Origin of the sequence: Nonomuraea sp. NEAU-A123, assembly GCF_018603905.1 — a bacterium.
In the GTDB taxonomy this organism is placed as follows: domain Bacteria; phylum Actinomycetota; class Actinomycetes; order Streptosporangiales; family Streptosporangiaceae; genus Nonomuraea.
In genome coordinates, this window is the sequence record NZ_JAHFZZ010000022.1 from 129,838 (window position 1) to 150,547 (window position 20,710).

At 67.7% G+C, this 20,710-nt stretch carries 16 protein-coding genes, 2 tRNA genes and 1 pseudogene; 3 read left to right on the top strand and 16 right to left on the bottom strand.

What is annotated here, in order from left to right:
* Window positions 1-31: 31 nt before the first annotated feature.
* The 10 genes from KLK06_RS45765 to topA form a co-directional block, all read right to left on the bottom strand.
* A tRNA-Thr gene (locus KLK06_RS45765) sits at window positions 32-105 on the bottom strand.
* A gap of 56 nt (window positions 106-161) precedes the next feature.
* On the bottom strand, window positions 162-1,613 hold the full coding sequence (locus KLK06_RS45770; protein ID WP_308168742.1) for an alpha/beta hydrolase: 1,452 nt from the start codon (window positions 1,611-1,613) through the stop codon (window positions 162-164).
* Window positions 1,614-1,813: 200 nt separating this feature from the next.
* Window positions 1,814-2,665, bottom strand: a complete 852-nt coding sequence (locus tag KLK06_RS45775; protein WP_374197191.1) for a stage 0 sporulation family protein — start codon at window positions 2,663-2,665, stop codon at window positions 1,814-1,816.
* Between the two features lie 89 nt (window positions 2,666-2,754).
* Window positions 2,755-3,816 carry a permease-like cell division protein FtsX gene (locus KLK06_RS45780; protein WP_214642025.1) on the bottom strand — a complete coding sequence of 354 codons (1,062 nt, stop codon included), beginning with the start codon at window positions 3,814-3,816 and terminating at the stop codon, window positions 2,755-2,757.
* Window positions 3,813-4,340 (bottom strand): SigE family RNA polymerase sigma factor, encoded by a 528-nt coding sequence (locus KLK06_RS45785; protein ID WP_308168743.1) that lies wholly within the window; start codon window positions 4,338-4,340, stop codon window positions 3,813-3,815. Before KLK06_RS45785 ends, KLK06_RS45780 begins: the two co-directional genes overlap by 4 nt.
* Window positions 4,341-4,688: 348 nt before the next feature.
* A complete protein-coding gene (locus KLK06_RS45790) occupies window positions 4,689-5,867 on the bottom strand; it encodes a DNA polymerase III subunit delta' (RefSeq protein ID WP_214642026.1) in 1,179 nt (392 codons plus the stop codon).
* Between the two features lie 9 nt (window positions 5,868-5,876).
* Entirely contained in the window at window positions 5,877-7,919 is a 2,043-nt protein-coding gene (tmk, locus tag KLK06_RS45795) for a dTMP kinase (protein WP_214642027.1), read from the bottom strand.
* A gap of 161 nt (window positions 7,920-8,080) precedes the next feature.
* Window positions 8,081-8,674: a helix-turn-helix transcriptional regulator gene (locus KLK06_RS45800; protein ID WP_214642028.1), complete on the bottom strand. Its 594-nt coding sequence runs from the start codon at window positions 8,672-8,674 to the stop codon at window positions 8,081-8,083.
* Between the two features lie 68 nt (window positions 8,675-8,742).
* Window positions 8,743-9,972 (bottom strand): metallophosphoesterase, encoded by a 1,230-nt coding sequence (locus KLK06_RS45805; protein ID WP_214642029.1) that lies wholly within the window; start codon window positions 9,970-9,972, stop codon window positions 8,743-8,745.
* A gap of 14 nt (window positions 9,973-9,986) precedes the next feature.
* A complete protein-coding gene (topA, locus tag KLK06_RS45810; protein WP_214642030.1) occupies window positions 9,987-12,674 on the bottom strand; it encodes a type I DNA topoisomerase in 2,688 nt (895 codons plus the stop codon).
* Window positions 12,675-12,883: 209 nt separating this feature from the next.
* Here topA and KLK06_RS45815 point away from each other — a divergent pair, with 209 nt between their 5' ends.
* A complete protein-coding gene (locus KLK06_RS45815) occupies window positions 12,884-13,051 on the top strand; it encodes a DUF5703 family protein (protein WP_205302617.1) in 168 nt (55 codons plus the stop codon).
* A 98-nt stretch (window positions 13,052-13,149) separates the two neighbouring features.
* Here the strand turns inward: KLK06_RS45815 and KLK06_RS45820 are convergent, their stop codons facing one another.
* From KLK06_RS45820 to KLK06_RS45830, 3 genes are all read right to left on the bottom strand, one after another.
* Complete coding sequence (locus tag KLK06_RS45820; RefSeq protein WP_214642031.1) at window positions 13,150-15,132, bottom strand: chaplin; 1,983 nt, start codon at window positions 15,130-15,132, stop codon at window positions 13,150-13,152.
* Window positions 15,133-15,327: 195 nt separating this feature from the next.
* On the bottom strand, window positions 15,328-15,891 hold the full coding sequence (locus KLK06_RS45825) for a hypothetical protein (RefSeq protein WP_308168744.1): 564 nt from the start codon (window positions 15,889-15,891) through the stop codon (window positions 15,328-15,330).
* Between the two features lie 174 nt (window positions 15,892-16,065).
* Window positions 16,066-17,337 (bottom strand): M20/M25/M40 family metallo-hydrolase, encoded by a 1,272-nt coding sequence (locus KLK06_RS45830; RefSeq protein ID WP_214642032.1) that lies wholly within the window; start codon window positions 17,335-17,337, stop codon window positions 16,066-16,068.
* A gap of 129 nt (window positions 17,338-17,466) precedes the next feature.
* Here KLK06_RS45830 and KLK06_RS45835 point away from each other — a divergent pair.
* Window positions 17,467-17,552 (top strand) — tRNA-Leu (locus tag KLK06_RS45835).
* 69 nt (window positions 17,553-17,621) lie between these two features.
* Window positions 17,622-18,053 (top strand): hypothetical protein, encoded by a 432-nt coding sequence (locus KLK06_RS45840; RefSeq protein WP_214642033.1) that lies wholly within the window; start codon window positions 17,622-17,624, stop codon window positions 18,051-18,053.
* A 33-nt stretch (window positions 18,054-18,086) separates the two neighbouring features.
* On the opposite strand, the pseudogene KLK06_RS63305 reads toward KLK06_RS45840, so the two are convergent.
* The 3 genes and pseudogenes from KLK06_RS63305 to KLK06_RS45860 all read right to left on the bottom strand — a co-directional run.
* Window positions 18,087-19,196: pseudogene (locus KLK06_RS63305) on the bottom strand (recombinase family protein); the annotation flags it as partial.
* A gap of 203 nt (window positions 19,197-19,399) precedes the next feature.
* Window positions 19,400-20,425, bottom strand: coding sequence for a site-specific DNA-methyltransferase (locus KLK06_RS45855; protein WP_214642034.1), 1,026 nt, complete (start codon window positions 20,423-20,425; stop codon window positions 19,400-19,402).
* Entirely contained in the window at window positions 20,422-20,643 is a 222-nt protein-coding gene (locus KLK06_RS45860) for a hypothetical protein (RefSeq protein ID WP_214642035.1), read from the bottom strand. Before KLK06_RS45860 ends, KLK06_RS45855 begins: the two co-directional genes overlap by 4 nt.
* Window positions 20,644-20,710 lie beyond the last annotated feature (67 nt).

A 20,710-nucleotide genomic window follows, 5' to 3' on the forward strand; every position in this document is an offset into this window, starting at 1 on the left:
CGCGAGCATCGCGAGGGGCCTTCTAGCTGGGAGCCGCCTTCGGGATTCGAACCCGAGACCCCTTCATTACGAGTGAAGTGCTCTGGCCGACTGAGCTAAGGCGGCGCGCCGTACAGCGTGAACGAGTCTACAGGAGCCCAAGGGGTTCTTGCTCCCTTCGATCAGCCGATGCCCGGACAGAATGTCCCGTCCTGTGGTGGTGTGCCGGTCAGCAGGTAGTGGTCCACGGCGTCGTCCACGCATGTCGAGCCGTTGAAGTAGGCCGTGTGGCCGTCGCCGTCGTAGCCGAGGAACACGCCCGAGTCGAGTTCCTCCGCCAGGGCCTGTGCCCACGCGTACGGGGTGGCCGGGTCGCGTTCGGTGCCGATGACCAGGATCGGGGCGGCGCCTTTGGCGGTGAGTGGGCGGTTGATGAGCGTCGGTTTGGCGGGCCAGAAGGCGCACGGGAGCGAGCTCCACATGAGGTAGGCGCCGAACCTGGGCGCCTCGCGTTCGGCCTCCGCCGCCGCGGTCGCGTAGGCGGCGACGTTCTTGGGATAGGGGCTGTCTACGCAGTTGATGGCCATGTTGGCCTCGGTCTGGTTGGAGTAGACGCCGTTGTCATGTCTGTCGATGAGTTGGTCGGCGTTGCGGAGGAGCAGTCTGCCGTTGCCGTTCAGGGCCTGGCGGAACGTTTCGGTGAGCTCGGGCCAGGAGCCGCGGTCGTAGAGCGGGGTCAGCGCGCCGAGCGTGGCCAGCGCCTCGGTGGCCTGCCGTCCCTCACCGGGCAGCGGGCTGGCGTCTGTGCGGTGCAGCAGGTCGGTCACCTCGGCCAGGACGCCGTCGACGGTACGGCTGCGGAACGGGCAGTTGCCTTCGGTCAGGCAGGACTCTGTGTACGCACGGAGGGCGCGCTCGAACCCCATGGCCTGGTCGGCGTTGAGCTTCAGCCGGGAGATGGCCGGGTCGAGAGCGCCGTCGAGGACGAGGGCTCGGACCTTGCCGGGGAACATATCCGCATATACCGCGCCTAGAAAGGTGCCATAGGACTTGCCGAGGTAAGTCAGTTTTTGGTCGCCGAGTGCCTGGCGCAGCGCGTCCATGTCCCGGGCGGCGTCAACGGTGCCCACATGCGGCAGCAGGCGGCCGGCCCCGGCCTGGCAGCCCTTCGCGAACTCGCGTGAGCCCTGCTCGAGCGCGGCCCGCTCCTGCGGCGTGTCGGGGGTGGTGTCCAGGGCGACGAACGCGTCGAGCCGCGAGTCGCTCAGACACTCGACCGGCGCCGACTTGCCCACACCACGTGGATCGAACCCCACGACGTCGAACCGTTCGCGTAGCTTCTCGCTCAGCATCGATCGGGCGGCCCGCGCATAGCTGACGCCGGAACTTCCGGGACCGCCCGGGTTGACGACCAAGGAGCCGATCCGGTCGCCGGTGGCCGGCAGCCGGACCACGCTGATCTTGATGTGCTCCCCGTCCGGGACGCCGTAGTCGAGCGGCACCGAGAGCTTCGCGCAGTCGAACCCGTCCCCGCAGCCGGACCAGCGCAGCCCGCTCGCCGGCTCCTCTGCCAAGGTACAGCCGGAGGCGGACAACACAGTCGCGGCGACAACGGTCAGTGCTCGGAACCACACGCTCCGGAATCCTACGCGTGTCCCGCCTCGTGGCCGCCCGGCCCTCAACAGACCGACCGGTGGTGCTCCGCGCGGCATTCGGGCCAGGCAAGCCTCGCCACCCCCCATGCCACCCCCGACCTTCCCCATCTGGCGAGCACGACCGCGGGCGGGAAGTTCACGAGCACAGCCCGTGAACTTCCACCCGTTGTCCCTGGTAGCTACCCGCCTGGGGCCGGCGTGCCGCCATCCTCTCCGTACATCTTGTCGTGCTGCTGCCGTGGTGAGCAGACCGAGGCGGAAGGACACGCACAGCGCCGTCCGCCATCGTCGAGCCGAACCGTCACCGTGTCCGCCGGAACGTTATGCCCGAGGACACTTCCCTCCCCCTGCGGCGTGCTCACCCGGCTTCCGGTGCGCGGCATTCTGCTGCGGGTCTCGACATAGAGCGGATGCTCGTACTTGAGACAGCACATCAGCCGCCCACACGCCCCGGCGATACGCAAAGGATTGACCGGTAGGTCCTGGTCCTTGGCCATGCGTACGGAGACCGGTTCGAAATCCTTGAGGAACGTGGCGCAGCACAGGTCGCGGCCACATGGGCCGATGCCACCCTGCAAGCGTGCCTCGTCACGCGGGCCGATCTGCCGCAGCTCCACCCGGGCCCGCAGGTTGCGGGCCAGGTCTCGGACGAGCGCGCGGAAGTCGACCCGATGCGGAGCGGAGAAGTAAACCGTGTAGACGTTGTCCTGGTCGAGGTAGTCGACGCCCACCACCTTCATCGGCAGCTCGTGCCGTTTGATCAACCGCTTGGACACGCTGCGAGCCTCGGCCCTGCGGCGCTTGTTGGTCTCGTCGCGGGAGAGGTGTTCCTCTCCCGCTATGCCTGCACACACCGGCATTCCGTCGATGTCTTCACTCGAATATTGCGGCGCCCACACGCACTCCGCCACCTCAGGACCCGAGTCGGTCGGGACCAGCACCTTGTCGCCCACCTTGGGGGTGTGACCACCGGGATCGAGGTAGTAGAGCCGCCCGTAGCGGGTGAAGCTCACGGCCATGATCATTCCCATGGGCTCGAGCTCGCCTCCTGACGGCCTAGGGGGTTGGTACGGCCTTCGGTTGCCACATTACGTGTGTGGGCGCGCGCAGCGTGAGAGCCCTACCCCGGCTGGGGGGCGCAGCCCTTGCCCATAGAAGCCGAGATGCCATAGTGCGTCCGAAGCATGAATTGCTCGATCATGCACTTGCCGTTGACGACAGTGGCGACACCGGGTAGGCCTTTCAGCTTGGTGATCACCTTGTCCCAGTCAGCATCCGGCCTCAGCTCAAGGCGGAACGACTCCGGCATGTCCGATTTCTTGGTGGCCTGAGCGAGTGCCTTGTTGTCCTTGTAGCTGCGCTGGAAATTCTCGTACGCCTGCTGCTGGCTCTCGAAATGTGTCGACTGAACACCGGGTATCGCGCCGATCTCCTTGCCCAGAGCTCTCCGCTGGGCAGGCGTGATGGCCTTGCCGTATTTGACGAACCTGGGGGCGGAACTCGTCGAGTCGGGCGCGGCGACGGCTCCGCACGACGCTAGGCTCGATTGCTCCCCGCAGAGAAAGACAGAGACATCTGCATTCTTCTCCCACTCTGGGCCCATCTCTTTGACAGCTTCCGCCGGAAACGTGATGTCGCCCACGCCTTCCATGGATTTCATCCTGACGAGCGACACCTTCGGATCGGCTCCCGGCTTCAGTTTGATCTGGAACGAGGGAGGCAGGTCGGTCACGTCGATCGTGCCAAGCAACGCCTTGTCGTCGGCGTAGTCTCGGCGGAAGCTCGCATAGGCCTGGTCCTGACTCACGTATAGCACCTGTTCCACCCCCGGCCCCTCACGCAGAGCACGCACGATCGCCTTTGTCTGCTCAGCGGTGACGCTGCCTCCAGGACAGGTTCGGCTCGGCGACAGCTTCCCGCACAGGAAGACGGATGCATCGGCGTATTTCTGATCGACAGGTGGGTTGGCCACCGCCGCCCGCCGTTCGTCACCGGGAGCGATGAGCACGGCGGCGGTCACGGTCCCCGCGAGCACCACCGCCCCCGCCGCCGCCAGCAACCGGAAGTCGACCCGCACTCGAGGCCGCCCTGACGACTGCAGAGGCCTCAGCGTGCTGGTGTCAACGGTCGCCCCTGCCTCGGCCAGTGCCTCGCGCAGGCGGTCTTCCATGGGACTGTTCATGAATCCTCCCCAAGTGCTCGGCCGAGGGCGGCGAGCCCTCGCGCGATCGTGGATCTGGCGGTGCTCCCGCTGATCCCCATGGTCTCGGCGATCTCCTGATCGGACAGGTCGAGGTAGTAGCGCAGCGTCAGCGCCTCGCGCTGCCGGCCCGGCAGCTCTCGCAGGGCGCGCAGCACCTCGCGACGCTCCTCGCTCAGCAGGGCCGCGCTCTCCGCCGACCAGACAGGCGGTTCGTACGGGACGGCGCGGCGGAAAACCGTCGCCCGCCTCCGCATCACCGACCGGCAGCCGTTGAACACCGCCGATCGCACATAGGTCAGCGCCTTGTCCGGATCTCGCAACCTCCCTCGTCCCGCGTGGGTACGGGTGAACGCCTCCTGGACGACGTCCTCGGCGGTCGCCTGATCACCGACCATGACCAGCGCCAGCCGGACGAGACCCACATGATGCTCGGCGAAGATCGCCGCGACATCGACGCGTTTCCGTATCAGAGCCCCTCCAGGGGACAGCTGCTCGACTTTCACATAACAGAGACGCTCAGCAGCCCCATCTGCTGCTCTGGTCACAAGCTTTTACTGAGCGCTTTTACGGCCAGCCCGGTGGGCCCCACCTTCCATACGGGGCTGGCCCCCGTCCAGGGACACGCTCCTGCGGTTTACGGGGCTGGGCGCCGTGACGTGCGTCTTCTTGGCCACCTGCTTCGCTGTCCAGTCACCCGAGCCGACAGACCACTACCGGCGCCCCGAGCCGACCGACCGCCGTACGGCGCCCTGAGCCAGACCGACCGCTACACAGCGGACCAAGCCCACCAACCGCCGTACGACGGACCAAACCAACCGAACGCCATACAGCGGACTATGCCGACAACCCGCCTACGCGGCCGACCGGAGAGACAGCATCATCGCCTCGACCGCGATCTGCGGGTTGACGTTGGCGTCCAGGCGTTCGCGGCACCGCATGATCGCGTCGATCCGCCGCAGCGTCTCCTCCGGCGTCGACACCTTGGCCAGTTGGTCGAGGTCGAAGCGGATGTCGTCGTTGGCCAGCTCCACCCCGGCCGAGAACTGCATGGCCAGCACGTCCCGATAGAACGACACCAGCTCCAGCAGAGCGGCGTCGAGCGAGTCCCGCTTGATGCGCGTGGCGCGTGACTTCTGCCGGTCCTCCAGCTCCTTCAACGCCCCCGCGCCACCCCGCACCAACCCGCGGTTGAGGCCCCTGCCCGTGGACCCCTCGCCGTAGATCTTGCGCAGCTCGGTGGTCTCCGTCTCGTTGAGCGCGGCCGTCGCCGCCGCGGCCTCTTCCTCAGCCGTTTTGACCAGACGTTCGGCGGCCGAGACGCACTCGCCGACCCCGGACAGCGAGCGGGGGATGGCCAGGACGGCCTCGCGGCGCCGGCGTACGTCCTGGTCCAGGGCCAGCGCCCGGGCCCGGCTGATGTGCCCCTGAGAGGCGCGGGCGGCGAAGTGGGCGGTGTCCCAGGGCACGCTGTCGCGGGTGGCCAGCACGTGGGCGACGGCTTCCGTGCCGGGGGTGGCCAGGGTGACCACGCGGCAGCGCGACCGGATGGTGATCATCATGTCGTCGGCGCCCGGCGCGCACAGCAGCCAGACCGTGCGGGGTGGCGGCTCCTCGATGGCCTTGAGCAGGGCGTTCGCCGCCGACTCTGTGGCCCGGTCGGCGTCCTCGAACAGGATGACGCGCCAGCGGCCCTGCGTCGGCGCGCCCGCCGCCCGCAGGATGAGCTCGCGCGTCTGCTTGACGCTGTAGGACAGGCCCTGGGGGCGTACCGCTTCGAGATCGGGGTGTGAGCCGATCAGCACCTGGTGGCACTGGTCGCAGTGACCGCAGCCGCCGTCGGGGCAGAGCAGCGCCGCCGCGAACGCCCGCGCCGTCTCCTCCCTGCCCGAGCCGGGCGGGCCGGTGAACAGCCAGGCATGCGTCATGCCCGCGCCGCGGCCACCCCCCACGGCGTCGCCCGCCGCCGCAGCGGCGCGCGACAGCACGGCCACCGCCTGGTCCTGACCGACGAGGTCATCGAAGACGCTCACCCGACAAGGCTAGTCGCGGATGGCGGGCATCGTACCGGTGATGTCCTCAGACTCCTGAGGCACCGGATCGGGCAGGATCTCGTGCACCCGATCCTGGATCAGCCGGGTGATCTGCTCGGGCGGCAGCGTCCCATCGACCACCAGATAGCGGCCGGGATCGGCGGCGGCCAGCGTCCGGAACTCCTTGCGCACCCGCTCGTGGAACTCCAGCGGCTCGGACTCGATCCGGTCCATCGCGCCGCCCAGCCTGGTCAGCCCCACCTCGGGCGGCGTGTCGATCAGCACGGTGAGATGCGGCACCAGCCCGCCCGTGGCCCAGGCGTTGACCTTGGACACGTCGTCGGGATCGAGCGACCGCCCCGCACCCTGGTAGGCCAGCGACGAGTCGACATAGCGGTCGGAGATCACCAGCGAGCCGCGGTAGAGGGCCGGCCTGATGACCTTCTCGACGTGCTCGGCCCGGTCGGCGGCGTACAGCAGCGCCTCGGCGCGCGCCGACAGTCCGCGTTCGGCCGCGTCGAGGAGGATCGCGCGCAGCCGCATGCCGACCTTGGTCGAGCCGGGCTCACGGGTCTGTACGACGTCGAACCCCTGGTCACGCAGCCAGATGGCGAGCAGCCGCGACTGGGTCGTCTTTCCCGACCCCTCGCCGCCCTCGAACGCCACGAACAGCCCCGGCACCTGCTCTGCCGCCTCGGACTGCGGCCGTTCGCCACGCACCGCCGCGATCAGGTCCTCGGAGAGCGAGACGCCCTTCCTGTCGTCCATGTGCCGCAGCGCCAGCACGCCGACGACCGTCGCGAGGACGCCGCCGATCACCAGCACCAGGTTGGTGCCGTCGAACTGGTAGACCAGATCGCCCAGCCGCAGCGGGTGGGCGCCGAAGAGCGCGGCCAGCGGGTTGGCCACCGCCACCACGAACAGCAGCGTGACCCGCGCGGTCGACTGCAGGAACGAGAACGTCCGGCCACGCATCGAGTCCTCGACCTCGAGGCCGATGAGCGTGTAGCCGATGATCCACGCGATGCCCGCGCACGCCCCGAGCAGCACGGTCAGCATGACCACGATCACCAGGTTGTGCACGAGGGCGATCGCGATCAGCACCACGCCCGCCACGGTGATCGCCAGGCCGAACAGCCGCCGCCGCGACAACTCGCGCAGCAGCCGCAGGCCGAAGAACATGCCCAGTGCCATGCCGACGAAGACCGCGCCGAACACCACTCCGTAGGCCGCGTCGCCGCCGCCGAGCGCGCCCACGTAGATCTTCGCGACGCCCACGACCGCGCCGCCCGCCGCGAACGCTCCCAGCATGCCGATGATCAGGCCGCGCACCAGCCGGTTGCCGCCAACGAACCGCCAGCCGTCGACGATCTGCTTGAGCACCGACGGGGTGGAGATGGCGCCGTCACGCTTGGGGATGCCGCGCAGCGTGAAGATCAGGAACGCGGACACCAGGTACGCGCAGGCGTTGACGACCAGCGCCGGCCCGGTCGGGTCCATGCCGGACAGGAGCGGCACGGCGTTCTTCAGCACGTCGCCCACCACGGACAGCGCCGTGAACAGGATCGCGGCGATCGGCGCGCTGCCATAGGTGACCAGCAGGTTGAGCTGGTTGGCCGATTCGAGCTGCTCCTTCGGCACCAGGTTGGGGACCGTGGCGTCCTTGGCCGGGACCCAGAACAGGTTGACGCACTCGACCAGGATCGTCGCGATGATGATCCACTGATAGCTGCCGATCAGCGGGATCGACAGCACCACGGCGAACCGGGCCAGGTCGGAGGAGAACATCGTCACCCGGCGGTCGAACCGGTCGGCGAACGCTCCCGCGAGCGGCCCGAGCAGGACGGCGGGCAGCATCTTGGCGATGAAGACACCGCCGACGGCCAGCGACTGCGTGCGGTAGTCGCCTTGGGTCAGGTTTCCGGCGAGGGCGGTGAGTGCCAGGATGTTCAGCCAGTCGCCGAGGCTGCACACCGACATCGCCGTCCAGAGCCGGCGGAAAGATGCGTTTGCCAGCACATGTGTCGGTTGGCGTCGGCCACGGGCGGTCATGATGTCAGCGTATCCAGGTGTTCGCCGGAAATGGGAAGACAGGAGACCAGCCGGATATACTCGGCTGCTCGTCGCTGAGGGTATTACGTATGCGGGCCGATGCGCATGGTACACACCTCGAATAGGCCCCCGAAAACACCAGACAGATCCCCCTCGTCCCGTTAGTCCGGTTTGTACGGCCGAGCAAGCTCCACCAGAGGCAGCCAGCCGGCGCGGACCGGCTCAGGCAGCACCAGCTCATCCCACATCTCCACCAGCAGCAGCCCGTCCAGATGTTCGAGCAGTTCCTCCTGGCTCCCTTCCCGCAACAGCATCGCGTACGCGTCCCGGCGATCCCCGCGATCGGCCAGGTCATAGACCCTGCCGCCGAGCCGCACGGTAGCCAAGGCCCGCAACGCCGGCAGCCGGACCAACCGGTTGGGCACGAAGAACGGGCGGCCGTCGGCGCCCCGGTGGGTGGCGAACTCGACCTTGGCCTCCAGCGTCAGCCGGAACCCGGCGGCGTCGAGGATGCGCCCGGCCGTTTCGAGCGTGGGCGACTTACGGCCGTGCTCGTAGGCCGACAGTGTCGTCCGCGACGTGCCGCTCATGCCGGCCAGCGCCTTCTGGTTCATGTTGGCCGCGTGTCTGGCCTGTTTGAGCAGCAGGCCGCCGCGCTCCGCCCAGAACGTGACGTCGGGCGGCGAGCCCCCGGGCGCCTCGCCCCGCTCAGGCAGCAGCCCGCCGAACACCCCCTCCACCGGGGAAGAGATCATCACACCTCCAACGTATCCGCTTGGATACTACGCCTTGGCGGGCTGAGTAGCCAGCGGATCGCGGAAAGTCAGGAGCGCAGCTCAAGCAGCGTGATCTCGGGTGGCGCGCCCACCCGGACCGGCGGCCCCCAGAACCCGGCGCCGCGCGTGACGTACACCTGCACCCCGTCGACCGTCGCCAGCCCCGACACGACCGGCTGCTGGAACGGCACCACGAGGTTGAACGGCATCATCTGCCCGCCGTGCGTGTGCCCCGACAGCTGCAGATCGACGCCGTAACGCGCGGCCTGCTCGACCTGCACCGGCTGGTGGGCCAGCAGAACCGTGGAGCGGCTCGGGTCGCGACCGCCGAGCGCCTTGTCGAAGTCGGGCGCGTCGTTCGCCGTGGCGCCGTTGAGGTCGTTCACCCCGGCCAGGTCGAGCACGCCGCCCTGGTGCCGGATCTCCACCCGTTCGTTCCGCAGCGAGCGTACGCCGAGCCGGTCCAGCTCCTCGACCCACTCACCGGGGCCGTTTCTCGTGTAGTACTCGTGGTTTCCAGTCACGAAATAGGCGCCATAGCGGGATTCGAGGCTCTGCAGCGGCCTGGCCAGCGCGCCCAGCTCGGCGACCGAGCCGTCGACCAGGTCGCCGACGATCGCCACCACGTCGGCCCGCAGCCCGTTGACCATCCGCACGATGCGCTCGGTATGCCCCTTGCCCGTGAGCGGCCCCAGGTGGATGTCGCTGACCACGGCGAACCGCAGGCCGCTCAGCCTGGAGTCGAGCCCGGGCAGCGTGACCTTGACCGGTTCGATCACCGGATCACCCAGCGCGACGCTCATGCCGTACCCGACCGTGCCGAGCGCGCTCACGCCCGCGACGGCGGCGGTGGCCCGCCCGAGGAAGAGTCGCCTGCTCATCGCGTCGATGCCCGCCGGTGGCGCCTCAAGGGGCGGAGCCACAGGAACCGGCCCAGCAGGCACCATGACCGGCCGCGCAACCTCTGACCGCGACGAAACGACCCCACGCCCCCGGACCAGCGCGAACCACGCCACCAGCCGGGGGATCTCCAGCAGGATCAGACAGATCACCAGGTAGAACATGATCGCGACCCAGAGATACCCCGGCCACGCCAGCCACTGGAACATCTCCAGCCGCAACCCCACGAACGTCGCGACGACCAGCAGGACGAGCCCCACCAACCCCCAGCTCAACCCCTTGCGTAACCGCCCGGGCCGAGTGGTCGACCGCACCATCCGCTGCCACAGATAGAGATGTGCCAGGAACACCGCGCCCACGAAGCCCAAGACCACCACGCGAGCAATGCTACTTACGACTTGGCCGCCGGCTTCTTCGCGGGTGCCTTCTTGGCCGGCGCCTTCCTGGTCGTCGTCTTCTTCGGCGCCGGAGCCCGCTCACGCCGTTCGGCCAGCAGCTCCGCCGCCCGCTCGATCGTGATCTCCTCGACCGTGTCGCCCTTACGCAGCGACGCGTTCGTCTCGCCATCGGTCACGTACGGGCCGAATCGCCCTTCCTTGACCACGACGGGCTTCTTGGAGCTGGGGTCATCACCCAGCTCGCGCAGCGGCGCCGCGGCCGCCGCCCGGCCCCTGCCACGCGGCTTGGGCTGCGCGAACAGCTCCTTGGCCTGCTCGATGGTGACCGTGAGCAGGTCCTCCTCCGAGGTCAGCGACCGCGAGTCGGTGCCCTTCTTCAGGTAGGGACCGAACTTCCCGTTGTACGCGACGACCTCCTCGCCCTCCAACGCGCCGACGGCTCGGGGGATCGACAGCAGCTTGAGCGCGTCGTCGAGCGTCACGGTGTCGAGCGACATCGTCTTGAACAGCGAGCTCGTCCGCGGCTTCGCCGCGTCGGCCTTCTTGGTGCGCCGCTTCGGGGTCTCCTCTTCCGGCGTGGGCAGGATCTCCGTGACGTACGGCCCGAATCGCCCGTCCTTGGCCACGATCTTGTGCCCGGTCACCGGATCGACGCCCAGCTCGCGGTCGCCGGTCGGCCGCGAGAAGTACTCCTCCGCCTTCTCAGCGGTCAGCTCGTCGGGCGTCATGTCCTCGGGGATGTTCACCCGGGAGCCGTCCCTGTCAAGGTATGGGCCGTATCGTCCCACCCTGATGACGATGTCGGTGTCCCTGATCGGGAAGGAGCTGATCTCCTTGGCGTCGATGTCGCCGAGGTCGGTGACCATCTCCTTCAGACCCTCGTCGCCGCCCTCGCCGTAGTAGAAGCGCTGCAGCTCCGGCACCCGCTCCGCCCGGTCGTTGGCGATGTCGTCGAGCACCTTCTCCATCTCGGCGGTGAAGTCGTAGTCGACCAGGTTGCCGAAATGCTGCTCAAGCAGGTTGACCACGGCGAACGCCAGGAACGAGGGCACCAGCGCGGTGCCCTTCTTGAACACATAGCCGCGGTCGAGGATCGTGCCGATGATCGACGCGTACGTCGACGGACGCCCGATCTCCCGATCCTCCAGCTCCTTGACCAGCGACGCCTCGGTGTAACGGGCGGGCGGCTTGGTCGAGTGGCCGGCCACGTCGAGCCGCGAGACGCTCAGCGCGTCGCCCTCGGCCAGGTTCGGCAGCCGCTTCTCGGAGTCGTCACGGTCGGTCGACGGATCGTCGGCCCCCTCCACGTACGCCTTGAGGAAGCCGTAGAACGTGATCGTCCGGCCCGAGGCACTGAACTCGACGTCCTCACCGGAGGCGGACGCGCCGCGCACCTTGACGGTGACCGACTCGCCGACCGCGTCCTTCATCTGGGACGAAACGGTCCGCTGCCAGATCAGCTCGTACAGGCGGAACATGTCACCGGACAAGTTGACCTCGCCAGGGGTGCGAAATTCCTCCCCCGAAGGCCGGATCGCCTCGTGCGCCTCTTGCGCGCTCTTGACCTTGCTGGTGTAGACGCGGGGCTTGTCGGGAACATACGCAGAGCCGTACAGCTTGATCGCCTGGGAGCGCGCGGCCGCCACCGCCGTCTCCGACAGCGTGATGCTGTCGGTACGCATGTAGGTGATGAAGCCGTTCTCGTAGAGCCGCTGCGCCACCTGCATCGTGTACTTCGCGGAGAAGCCCAGTTTCCGGCTGGCCTCCTGCTGCAATGTGGTCGTCCGGAAGGGAGCGTACGGCTTGCGGGTGTACGGCTTGCGCTCGACGGACTTGACGGCGAACGACGATCCCTGGAGTCTGCCCGCCAGCTCACCGGCGGCGGCCTCCGACAGGTGGAGCACGTCGTTGTTCTTGAGCACGCCGGTGCTCGCGAAATCGCGGCCCTGGGCCACCCGCTTGCCGTCGACCAAGGTCAGCGTCGCGGTGAAATCGCGCGGACGCTCCTCGGGCTTGTCGGTGTCGAACAGCGCCTGCAGGTCCCAGTAATGGGCGGAGGTAAACGCCAGGCGCTCCCGCTCGCGCTCCACCACCAGCCTGGTCGCCACCGACTGCACCCGGCCCGCCGACAGCCGCGGCTTGACCTTCTTCCACAGGACCGGGCTGACCTCGTAGCCGTAGAGCCGGTCGAGGATGCGCCTGGTCTCCTGGGCGTCGACGAGGCGCAGGTTAAGGTCACGCGGGTTTGCCACCGCGTCCCGGATGGCCTGCGGGGTGATCTCGTGGAAGACCATGCGGTGCACCGGCACCTTGGGCTTGAGCACCTCACGAAGGTGCCACGCGATGGCCTCGCCCTCACGGTCCTCGTCAGTCGCCAGATAGAGTTCGTCGGCATCCTTCAGCAGCTGCTTCAGCTTGCTGACCTGCGATCTCTTGTCAGGGTTGACGACGTACAGCGGCTCGAACTCGTTCTCGACGTTCACCCCGAGGCGTGCCCACGGCTCCCCCTTGAACTTCTCGGGAATGTCATCGGCCCGCTCCGGCAGGTCACGGATGTGGCCAATGCTGGACTCGACCGTGTAGCCGGCACCGAGGTATCCCATGATCGTCCTCGCCTTGGCGGGCGACTCGACGATCACCAGGCGGCGGGTTCCGCCGGTGCTGCCGTTGTTGGCTGGCACGCTGCTTCCTACCTCACTGTTCGCTTGCAATTCCCCCTGCCGGGAGCCGGCACTGATCTGAAAGGTAACCCGACTCGCGGAAATTTCCTTCCCCCGGGACTACCCACTAGCTTCCGGACCCACCCACAAGCACGCAGAATAAGCCCCATCGAGCGGCATTGCGCCCTGACTCACCCTGGAGACTAATCGTTGTGCTCGACTACTCCTACATGGATATCTTCATTCCGCGCGATCTCTCCCGCGAAGCAGCACGTCAACTGCTCACCGAGCACGCGGAGTACGGTCAGTGGGAGCTCTCCCGCGTACGCCTGCACCCTGACGGAAGCCGTCACGTACGGTTGCGCCGCAAGGTCATGCGCGTCCGCAGCACCTTGTGATCGGACATGGCTTTGCCCGCCCCGGGCCGCGCCCCCGGAACGGGCAAAGCGTCTTTCGCTACTCGCTCACCGGCTGTGAGCGGTAGACGTTCTTGTCATTACTTCCGGCCGAGCCGGAAGCGGCGGGTGGCCGCGAACAGTGTCGCCGAGGCGGCGAACATCGCACCCAGAACGAGCGCGAACAGCGAGCCGGTGGTCATCCCGGTGACCCCCGCGGGCTGAGACGCGCTCATCAGGCCCAGGGCGCCAGTGGGCAGGTTGCCGGTCACGGACCGCGCCACACCCCCGACGGGGGTGGAGGCGACCAGCGAGGTGGCCGGAGCGAGGGGCGACTGCGGGTCCGCGGCGCGAGCGGCGTTGGCGACCGGAGCCTTACCGTTCTTGACGTGCTTGGCCGGAGTGACGTGCCTGGCCGGGGTCGCGGGCTGGCCGGCCAGACCGGGCAGCTCGGGCAGCTTGGGCAGGCCGAACACCTCCTGCAGGTCCCCGACCAGCGGCACATCGTCGACGAGAGGCAGTTCGGGGGAGCCGCCACCGCGCATCGGAGTGACTTTGCCGACACTCTGCAGGCCGCCCAGGACCGGCACCGGGGGAAGTGCGGGCAGCACCCCGTCGGACTTGGAGCTGACGACCTTGCGGTAGCTGTAGTGCCCGTGGGGGGTGTAGTCGTCCACCGGCCTGCCGACGTGCGAGCCGCCGAGGCACCCGGCCGCAGCGTCGCCCAGCACGGCCACGGCGTTGCCGCAGACGTTGATCGGCGCGGTGATCGGCGCGACCACCTGGTTGCCGGCCAGCACGCCGCCCTTGCCGGACGTGGTGTTGCCGCCCGCACCCGGGCCACCGTGCGAGGAGACGCTGGCGCCGCCCTTGCAGTGGGCCTCGGCCAGCCCGAGCACGGCCACTGCGTTGCCGCAGGCGTTGATCGGCGCGGTGATCGGTGCGACCACCTGGTTGCCGCTCAGCACGCCGCCCTTGCCGGACGTGGTGTTGCCACCCGCACCCGAGCCGCCGTTCTTGACCGAGGCGCCGCCCTTGCAGCCCGCGAACGCCTTGCCGATCACGGCCACGGCGTTGCCGCAGACGTTGATCGGCGCGGTGATCGGCGCGACCACCTGGTTGCCGCTCAGCACCCCACCCTTACCGGACGTGGTGTTGCCACCCGCACCCGAGCCGCCGTTCTTGACCGAGGCGCCGCCCTTGCACCCGGCGTGCGCGTTGCCGACGGCGTTGCCGCAGGCCGTGATGGGCAGGCTGACCGGCGCGATGACCTGGTTGCCGCTGCCGACCGCGAAGCGCCCGTCGGTGTCGTTGCCCGTCGAGCCGCGGGGGCTCCGGTAAGGGGTGTGCCCGCCATTGGTCACGGACGAGCCGCCCTTGCAGCCCGAGAACGCCCTGCCGAGCACGGCGGCCGAGTTGCCGCAGATGTTGATCGGGGCGCTGATCGGCGCGACGACCTGGTTGCCGCCGAGCACGGAGCCGCGGCCCGAGGTGCGGTTGCCGCCGGTGCCCACACCCTTGTTCTTGACCGAGGCGCCGCCCTTGCAGCCCGCCGTCGAGCTGCCGAAGATCGCCAGTGCGTTGCCGCAGGCGTTCACCGGAGCGGAGATCGGGGCGTTGACCTGGTTGCCGCCGAGGATGCTGGAGTCGCCCGAAGTGCGGTTGCCGCCCTGGCCGCCCTTGCCGGAGTTCTTGACCGAGGCGCCGCCCTTGCAGCCCGCGTCGGAGCTGCCGATCAGGGAGAGAGCGTTGCCACAGGCGTTGATCGGGGCGCTGATCGGCGCGTTGACCTGGTTGCCGCCGAGGATGCTGGAGTCGCCAGAGGTGCGGTTGCCGCCCCCGCCGCTCTTGCCGCTGTTGACGACCGACGCGCCGCCCTGGGAGTCGGCGTGGGACTTTCCTAGGTCCTTGGAGACGGCGTTGCCGCTGATGTCGATCGGCAGCGAGACAGGCGCGTTGATCTGGTTGCCGCCGCCGATGGAGGAGTCGCCAGAGGTGTCGGCCAGCGCGGTGCCGCTGCCGAGGGACATGACGGCTACCGCTAGCAGAGCCGCGGGGGCCGAAGCCTTCGCCCACGTACGCATGATGAATGCTCCTACTTGGTTCATGGGGGGATACCTGACAGTTCGCGGGCAGCCGAGGGCATGCGAGGTCGCAGAACGCCGCGCGCAGCGGAGACCTCGGGGAAATCGCGAACCAAGATGACTGACATGTCACCCGCTGGCGGAGGGGATCGAGCCGCGCTCCGCCGCCGTACTTACCGGAATCTGTGGCGGGGGTCAGTCAGGTGAGAAAGAGGGGTCATCCGCCGCTGTGCGGACGACCGGAGGAAGCACGGACGCCAGGGGGGCGCGCCGAGCCTCGATACGCGGGTCGTAGCAGGACCTCGCGATGTCTCCCATGCCTGGCCCGAAGGGGCCGCTGCCACCGCCGTTGGGCACCAGACCATTGGTGTCCAGGATGTCGCTGGCAGTGGAAGAAGGTGGCAGGCCGGGATCCGACTGGCTGTTGAGCCCGTCGACCGTCCGCCCCGCCATCGCCTCGGCGTTGTCCGACGCCGCGACCTTTCCGTCAGCCGTGGGGAAACCGTCCATGATGGACCCGGTGACGGTGTGAGGTGTGCCGACTGTTGTAGTCGTATCTGCCGCCGTCCCTGCTGCCGCGGTGGAATCCGCGGCCGCCGGAGCGGCGGAGAGCATTCCGAGGAGAACGGCGAGCAGCCATCCCGCGGTCAGCAGGGCGCCGACCGCGACTGCTCGTGCGATGACCTCGCGGGCGCCGGCCGCGAACCGCGCCATCCGGGCGGCCCGATCGGCGATCGCATCCTCTACGGGGCTGCTCACGGGCACGCGCCGAGCAGCGAGGGACATTGCCCTCCACTGCCGCACCGGCATGCGTGCCACGTGACCCTCCCTCAAAGCGCTCCAGAACCGACCTCACAGTGTGAGGCCGGTCCATGGACTCACCCCTCAACGGTCTGTAACCGTAGCATCACTCAAGGTTGTCTCAAGGGCTTTTCAGCAGTAATCCAGGAAGCGGTCAAGCACCCGCACCCCAAACTGGAGCGAATCAACCGGCACCCGCTCGTCGACCCCATGAAACATCCCGGAGAAGTCCAAGTCAGCAGGCAACTTGAGCGGCGCGAACCCGTACCCCCGGATTCCCAGCCGGCTGAACGACTTGAGGTCCGTCCCTCCGGACATCGTGTACGGCACGGCGCGCCCGGCCGGGTCCTCGGCCAGCAGCGCCTCGACCATGGCGGTCACCAGCGGCCCCTCGAAGCCGAACTCCAGCGCCACCTGGTGCTGCACGAACTCCCTCGTGACGTTGGGCCCGAGCAGTTCGTCGATCGTGGCGAAGAACTCCTCCTCGAACCCCGGCAGGAACCGCCCGTCGATCACCGCCGAAGCCGTCTGCGGCACCACGTTCGACTTGTAGCCGGCCTCCAGCATGGTCGGATTGACCGTGTTGCGGAGCCCCGCGCCCAGCATCCTGGCCACCGGCCCCAGCTTGGCGATCGCGACCTCGGGATCGCCGCCGCCCAGTTCGTCCAGGAACCTGCTCATGGTCGGTGTCAGCCGTACCGGCCACTCATGCCTGCCCACGCGCGCCACGGCGTCGGCGAGCTCGGTCACGGCGTTGTCCAGGTTGAGCATCGACCCGTGTCCGGCCCGGCCCTGCGCGGCCACCCGCATCCACGCCATGCCCTTCTCCGCGGCCTCGATCAGGTAGAGCCGGCGATCCGTCCCGATCGACACGCTGAACCCGCCGACCTCCCCGATCGCCTCCGTAACCCCCTCGAACTGCTCCGGATGCTCATCGACCAGGAACTTCGCCCCGTACTCCCCGCCCGCCTCCTCATCGGCGGTGAACATGAGCACCACGTCCCGCCCAGGCCGGCGCCCCTCCCTGAGCCGCTGCCGCACGACCGCCAGGATCATCGCGTCCATGTCCTTCATGTCCACGGCCCCGCGCCCCCAGACGCACCCGTCGACCACTTCCGCCGAGAGCGGATGATGCCGCCAATCCCCCGCGTCGAACGGCACCACGTCAAGATGCCCGTGCAGCAGCAGCGCGTCACGTCCTGGATCGGTGCCCTCGATGCGCGCGACGACGTTCGCCCGGCGGTCGTCACTCTCCAGGATCGTCGCCTCAAGCCCCACCTCGGCGAGCTTCGTCGCGACGTACTCGGCCGCCACCCTCTCCCCGGGCCCCGCGTTGTCGCCGGCGTTGGTCGAATCGATGCGGATCAGATCACAGCACAGCTCGACGACGTCGTCCTCGGCCATGACGGCTCCTTCGCTCGGGTACGGATTCCCGTCTCATCCTCCCTCCGGAATCCAGGTATGACTCACCCCTCAGAGTTTGCTAACCTTACGGAGCCGACGCGGGATGACGGTCTCGCGTGCAGGCACCAAGTCCGGGTGGCGGAATAGGCAGACGCGCTAGCTTGAGGTGCTAGTGCCCTTTGCGGGGCATGGGGGTTCAAGTCCCCCCTCGGACACAATTTGGTACATGATCGCCTGAGCTGAGCTCTGGCGATCACTGTTTTCTGGGCCGGGTCGTAGGTCATATGCAGGCCGAGCTGCTCGTACACATCAGCTTTGTCCTGTGGATCGGCGCTGTGGAGCAGTTTCCGAAGGTCGCCGAGCTTCGTAGCCATGGCAGCGATCTCCTCTTCGTTGAGTCTTTTAGGAACCTTGGTGATCGCCTGGTCCAGGCGCATCTGCTCGACCTTTCGCTTGGCTTCTGTCTCGGCGATCCAGCCGGCGACCACCACCGGATCGGTCCCGGCATCAAGAACTGCGCGATAGCCCACCAGCTTGCGCTCACACTCGGTGACGGCTTGACGGGCAGCCTCAACCGCTGCCAGCCGATGGTCATTCGCCAGTTGCGAATCGGCCATGGCCCGGATCGTCGCGGGGAACTGTTCGGGGTTGAAGGCAGAGGCCAGCCATCGATCGAGCGGCTCGACGATCAGCTCCTCGCGCACGTAGACCGATAGTGGATGCTTCACGCTGTTGGCCTGCGCGTACTCCTTGGCGAACTTGCAGCGGTAGTGCGCCTTGTTGTTGTTCCAGCTTCCCTGCATCCGCCGATAACAGATGCCACAGAAGAGCAGGCCTCTGAAGATGTAGGGACGTGGTGTCCGGCGGGGCTTGCGCCCTTCTGCGGCGCTTCTAGAGACCACCAGCAGAGCTTGAGCCTGTGCATGGACCTCGTCGCTTACGAGCGCCTCATGCGTAGCGTTCTCCGACCAGATCCAGCTCTTCTGATCGTTCCATCGGAGCTTGGTGGTGTGGCCGAGCGCAACATCGTTGACGTCGATGAGGATCTCGTCCTTGTGCTGACGGTTCCACACCTGCATCCCCGTGTAGCGAGGGTTGAGCAGGATCGCGCGCACGGCGGCTTTCGACCAGGCGATGCCGCTTCGATGGGAGTTGCGTGCCCGGTCGTACGCCGAAGGACACAGGATCCCGTCGCGAGTGAGGCTCTCGGCGATGGCCAGCAGACCCTTGCCTCTAACAAACTCTGCGAAGATCCGGCCGACAACCGGCGCAGTTACCGGGTCGGGTTCCAGCCTGTGGAGCCGCTTTCCGTCGGCAGCCTTGGACGGGTTGGGATGCGGACCGGCATCCGCAAGCCGGTAACCGTACGGCGGCCGGCCTCCGAGATAGCGGCCCTCCACTTTGGCCTGCGCCGCCATTGCCGTTCGGACCCGGGTCTTGATCCGGTTTCGCTCGCCTTTACTGATCCCGCCGAACATCGACATGATCAGTTCATGGGCCTCGTTCACCGGGTCGATCGGGCCGCCGACCTCGGGCACCCACAGGTCCACCCCGTAATGCTCGAAGAGGGGGAAGGTAAGACTGAACTGGTTGCCGTAGAAGGCGCGCTGGGGCTCGCCCACTACGACGGCCGAAAAGCTGCGGTCGGGGTTGGCCAGTTCGGCGAGCAACAAGGCGGCCTGAGGCCGACGCATCGGCGGGATCGATCGCGACTTGTCCACATCGAAGAACTCCGCGACGATCCTGCCGCCGCGCGGCTCTACTAGGGCGTTGGCGCGGCTGATCTGCCATGCGCGCGATGCATCTGGGTCCTGTCGATCCTCGGTCGAGCATCGACCCCAGAACGCCAAGTCGGTCAAATCAGCTCTCCTCTCTTGTCTCCGAGCTGAGGTGCTCGTAGGCCTTGAGCAGGATGCGGAGCAGCACGGCGGCGGCCCCTGATGTCAGGCAGGGTGGATAATCAGGGCCCACCATCCGGATCTCGCTGTTCTGCTTTCCGGGCCCTGCAGCGTACGTCAGTGAATCGGATTCGGGAGGCCCTGAGCAGGCCCTTTGTGGCTCTTCAGTCACCTTCCGACTCCTCCACACGAGGGTCAGCTGCGGCAGCGACAATGCGTGCCCGGGCCAGATCGCAGAAGGCCTCGCTGATCTCGATGCCAAGGAACCGTCGATCGAGCTGCCGCGCGGCAAGGGCAGTGGTTGCCGCACCGGCAAACGGATCGAGGACAGTGCCGCCGGGGCGGCAGCCGGCGGCAATGGCTCGTAGGGGGATGTCGATGGGGAAGGCCGCGAAGTGTGCCGCCTTCAGCGGGCGGGTGGAGATCGACCAGACATCCCCGGGATTCCTGCCGCGCTCGTTCGCCGCGGTATGCCGTCGGCCTGTGGCCAGCATCGCGTTGCCGTGATTCTTGCCGCAGAAGGCGTCCTCGTCGCCCTGGTACTTGCCCTTCGGCGGCCATGGCGTTGCGATGCTGTTGGGCTTGTTGCCGCTATCCCTGGCGCGGCGAGACAACGGACGGTCGCCTGTGTACGGTTCTCGGATTGCGTCGAGATCGAACCAGTATCGCCGCTGCTTCACCAGCAGGAAGATCATCTCGTGGCGGGTCGAAACCCGGTCCAAGACGGACTGCGGCATCGCGTTCGGCTTGTGCCACACGATGGCATTGCGCAGGATCCAACCGTCCTCCTGCAGGGCGAAAGCCACTCTCCACGGCATGCCGAGCAGGTTCTTGGGTGGCATGGAGAGCCGCGAGCGGGGACGGATGATCGGTTGGTGCTGGTTGAAGTCGACGCCGCGCGCCCATCCGTCTGAGTTCGCGGCGTAGCAGTCGCCGATGTTCAGCCAGAGCGTCCCGTCGTCTGCGAGGACTCTTCGCGCTTCGGAGAAGGTCGCCCTGAGGGTCTCCGCGTACGTGGTCGGCGTTGGCTCCTGACCGTACTGTCCCTCCACGCCGTAGTCGCGAAGGCCGTAGTACGGCGGGCTCGTGACGATGCAGTCCACGGAGCTGGCCGGCAGCTCGGCGAGCACATCGCGGGCGTCGCCGAGGTAGAGGGTGGAGTGTCCGTTGGTCCAGTAGGGCTGCCTCATCGCGCCGCCGACCTCTCGTCGGCGAAGATCGCCGCCTCGAAACGCGAGATATCTCCGTAGACGGCGAGCAGCAGGAACGTGGGCGGCTGCACACCGGCTCCCAGCGACGGCAGTTGCAGGGCCGGAATCGGGCACGGCTCCGCTCTTTTACAGCCATCTGAAACTGGCTGCTCATCGGTGCCAAAAATCGGTGATGCGGCGTTGATACGTGTCGTCATCGCCAGTTGGGGCGGGCCTCAGATCCGCAGCGCCCAGGCAGGCGGTGAACCGCAACCGGGGCGCAAC

Excerpts from the sequence above, each read along its gene's own strand:
- KLK06_RS45780 (WP_214642025.1), bottom strand. The coding sequence starts at position 3,816 with ATGAACAGTCCCATGGAAGACCGCCTGCGCGAGGCACTGGCCGAGGCA.
- KLK06_RS45855 (WP_214642034.1), bottom strand. The coding sequence starts at position 20,425 with ATGAGGCAGCCCTACTGGACCAACGGACACTCCACCCTCTACCTCGGC.
- KLK06_RS45775 (WP_374197191.1), bottom strand. The coding sequence starts at position 2,665 with ATGGGAATGATCATGGCCGTGAGCTTCACCCGCTACGGGCGGCTCTAC.
- KLK06_RS45830 (WP_214642032.1), bottom strand. The coding sequence starts at position 17,337 with ATGGCCGAGGACGACGTCGTCGAGCTGTGCTGTGATCTGATCCGCATC.
- KLK06_RS45860 (WP_214642035.1), bottom strand. The coding sequence starts at position 20,643 with ATGACGACACGTATCAACGCCGCATCACCGATTTTTGGCACCGATGAG.
- KLK06_RS45815 (WP_205302617.1), top strand. The coding sequence starts at position 12,884 with ATGGATATCTTCATTCCGCGCGATCTCTCCCGCGAAGCAGCACGTCAA.
- KLK06_RS45800 (WP_214642028.1), bottom strand. The coding sequence starts at position 8,674 with ATGATCTCTTCCCCGGTGGAGGGGGTGTTCGGCGGGCTGCTGCCTGAG.
- tmk (WP_214642027.1), bottom strand. The coding sequence starts at position 7,919 with ATGACCGCCCGTGGCCGACGCCAACCGACACATGTGCTGGCAAACGCA.
- KLK06_RS45840 (WP_214642033.1), top strand. The coding sequence starts at position 17,622 with ATGCAGGCCGAGCTGCTCGTACACATCAGCTTTGTCCTGTGGATCGGC.
- KLK06_RS45820 (WP_214642031.1), bottom strand. The coding sequence starts at position 15,132 with ATGCGTACGTGGGCGAAGGCTTCGGCCCCCGCGGCTCTGCTAGCGGTA.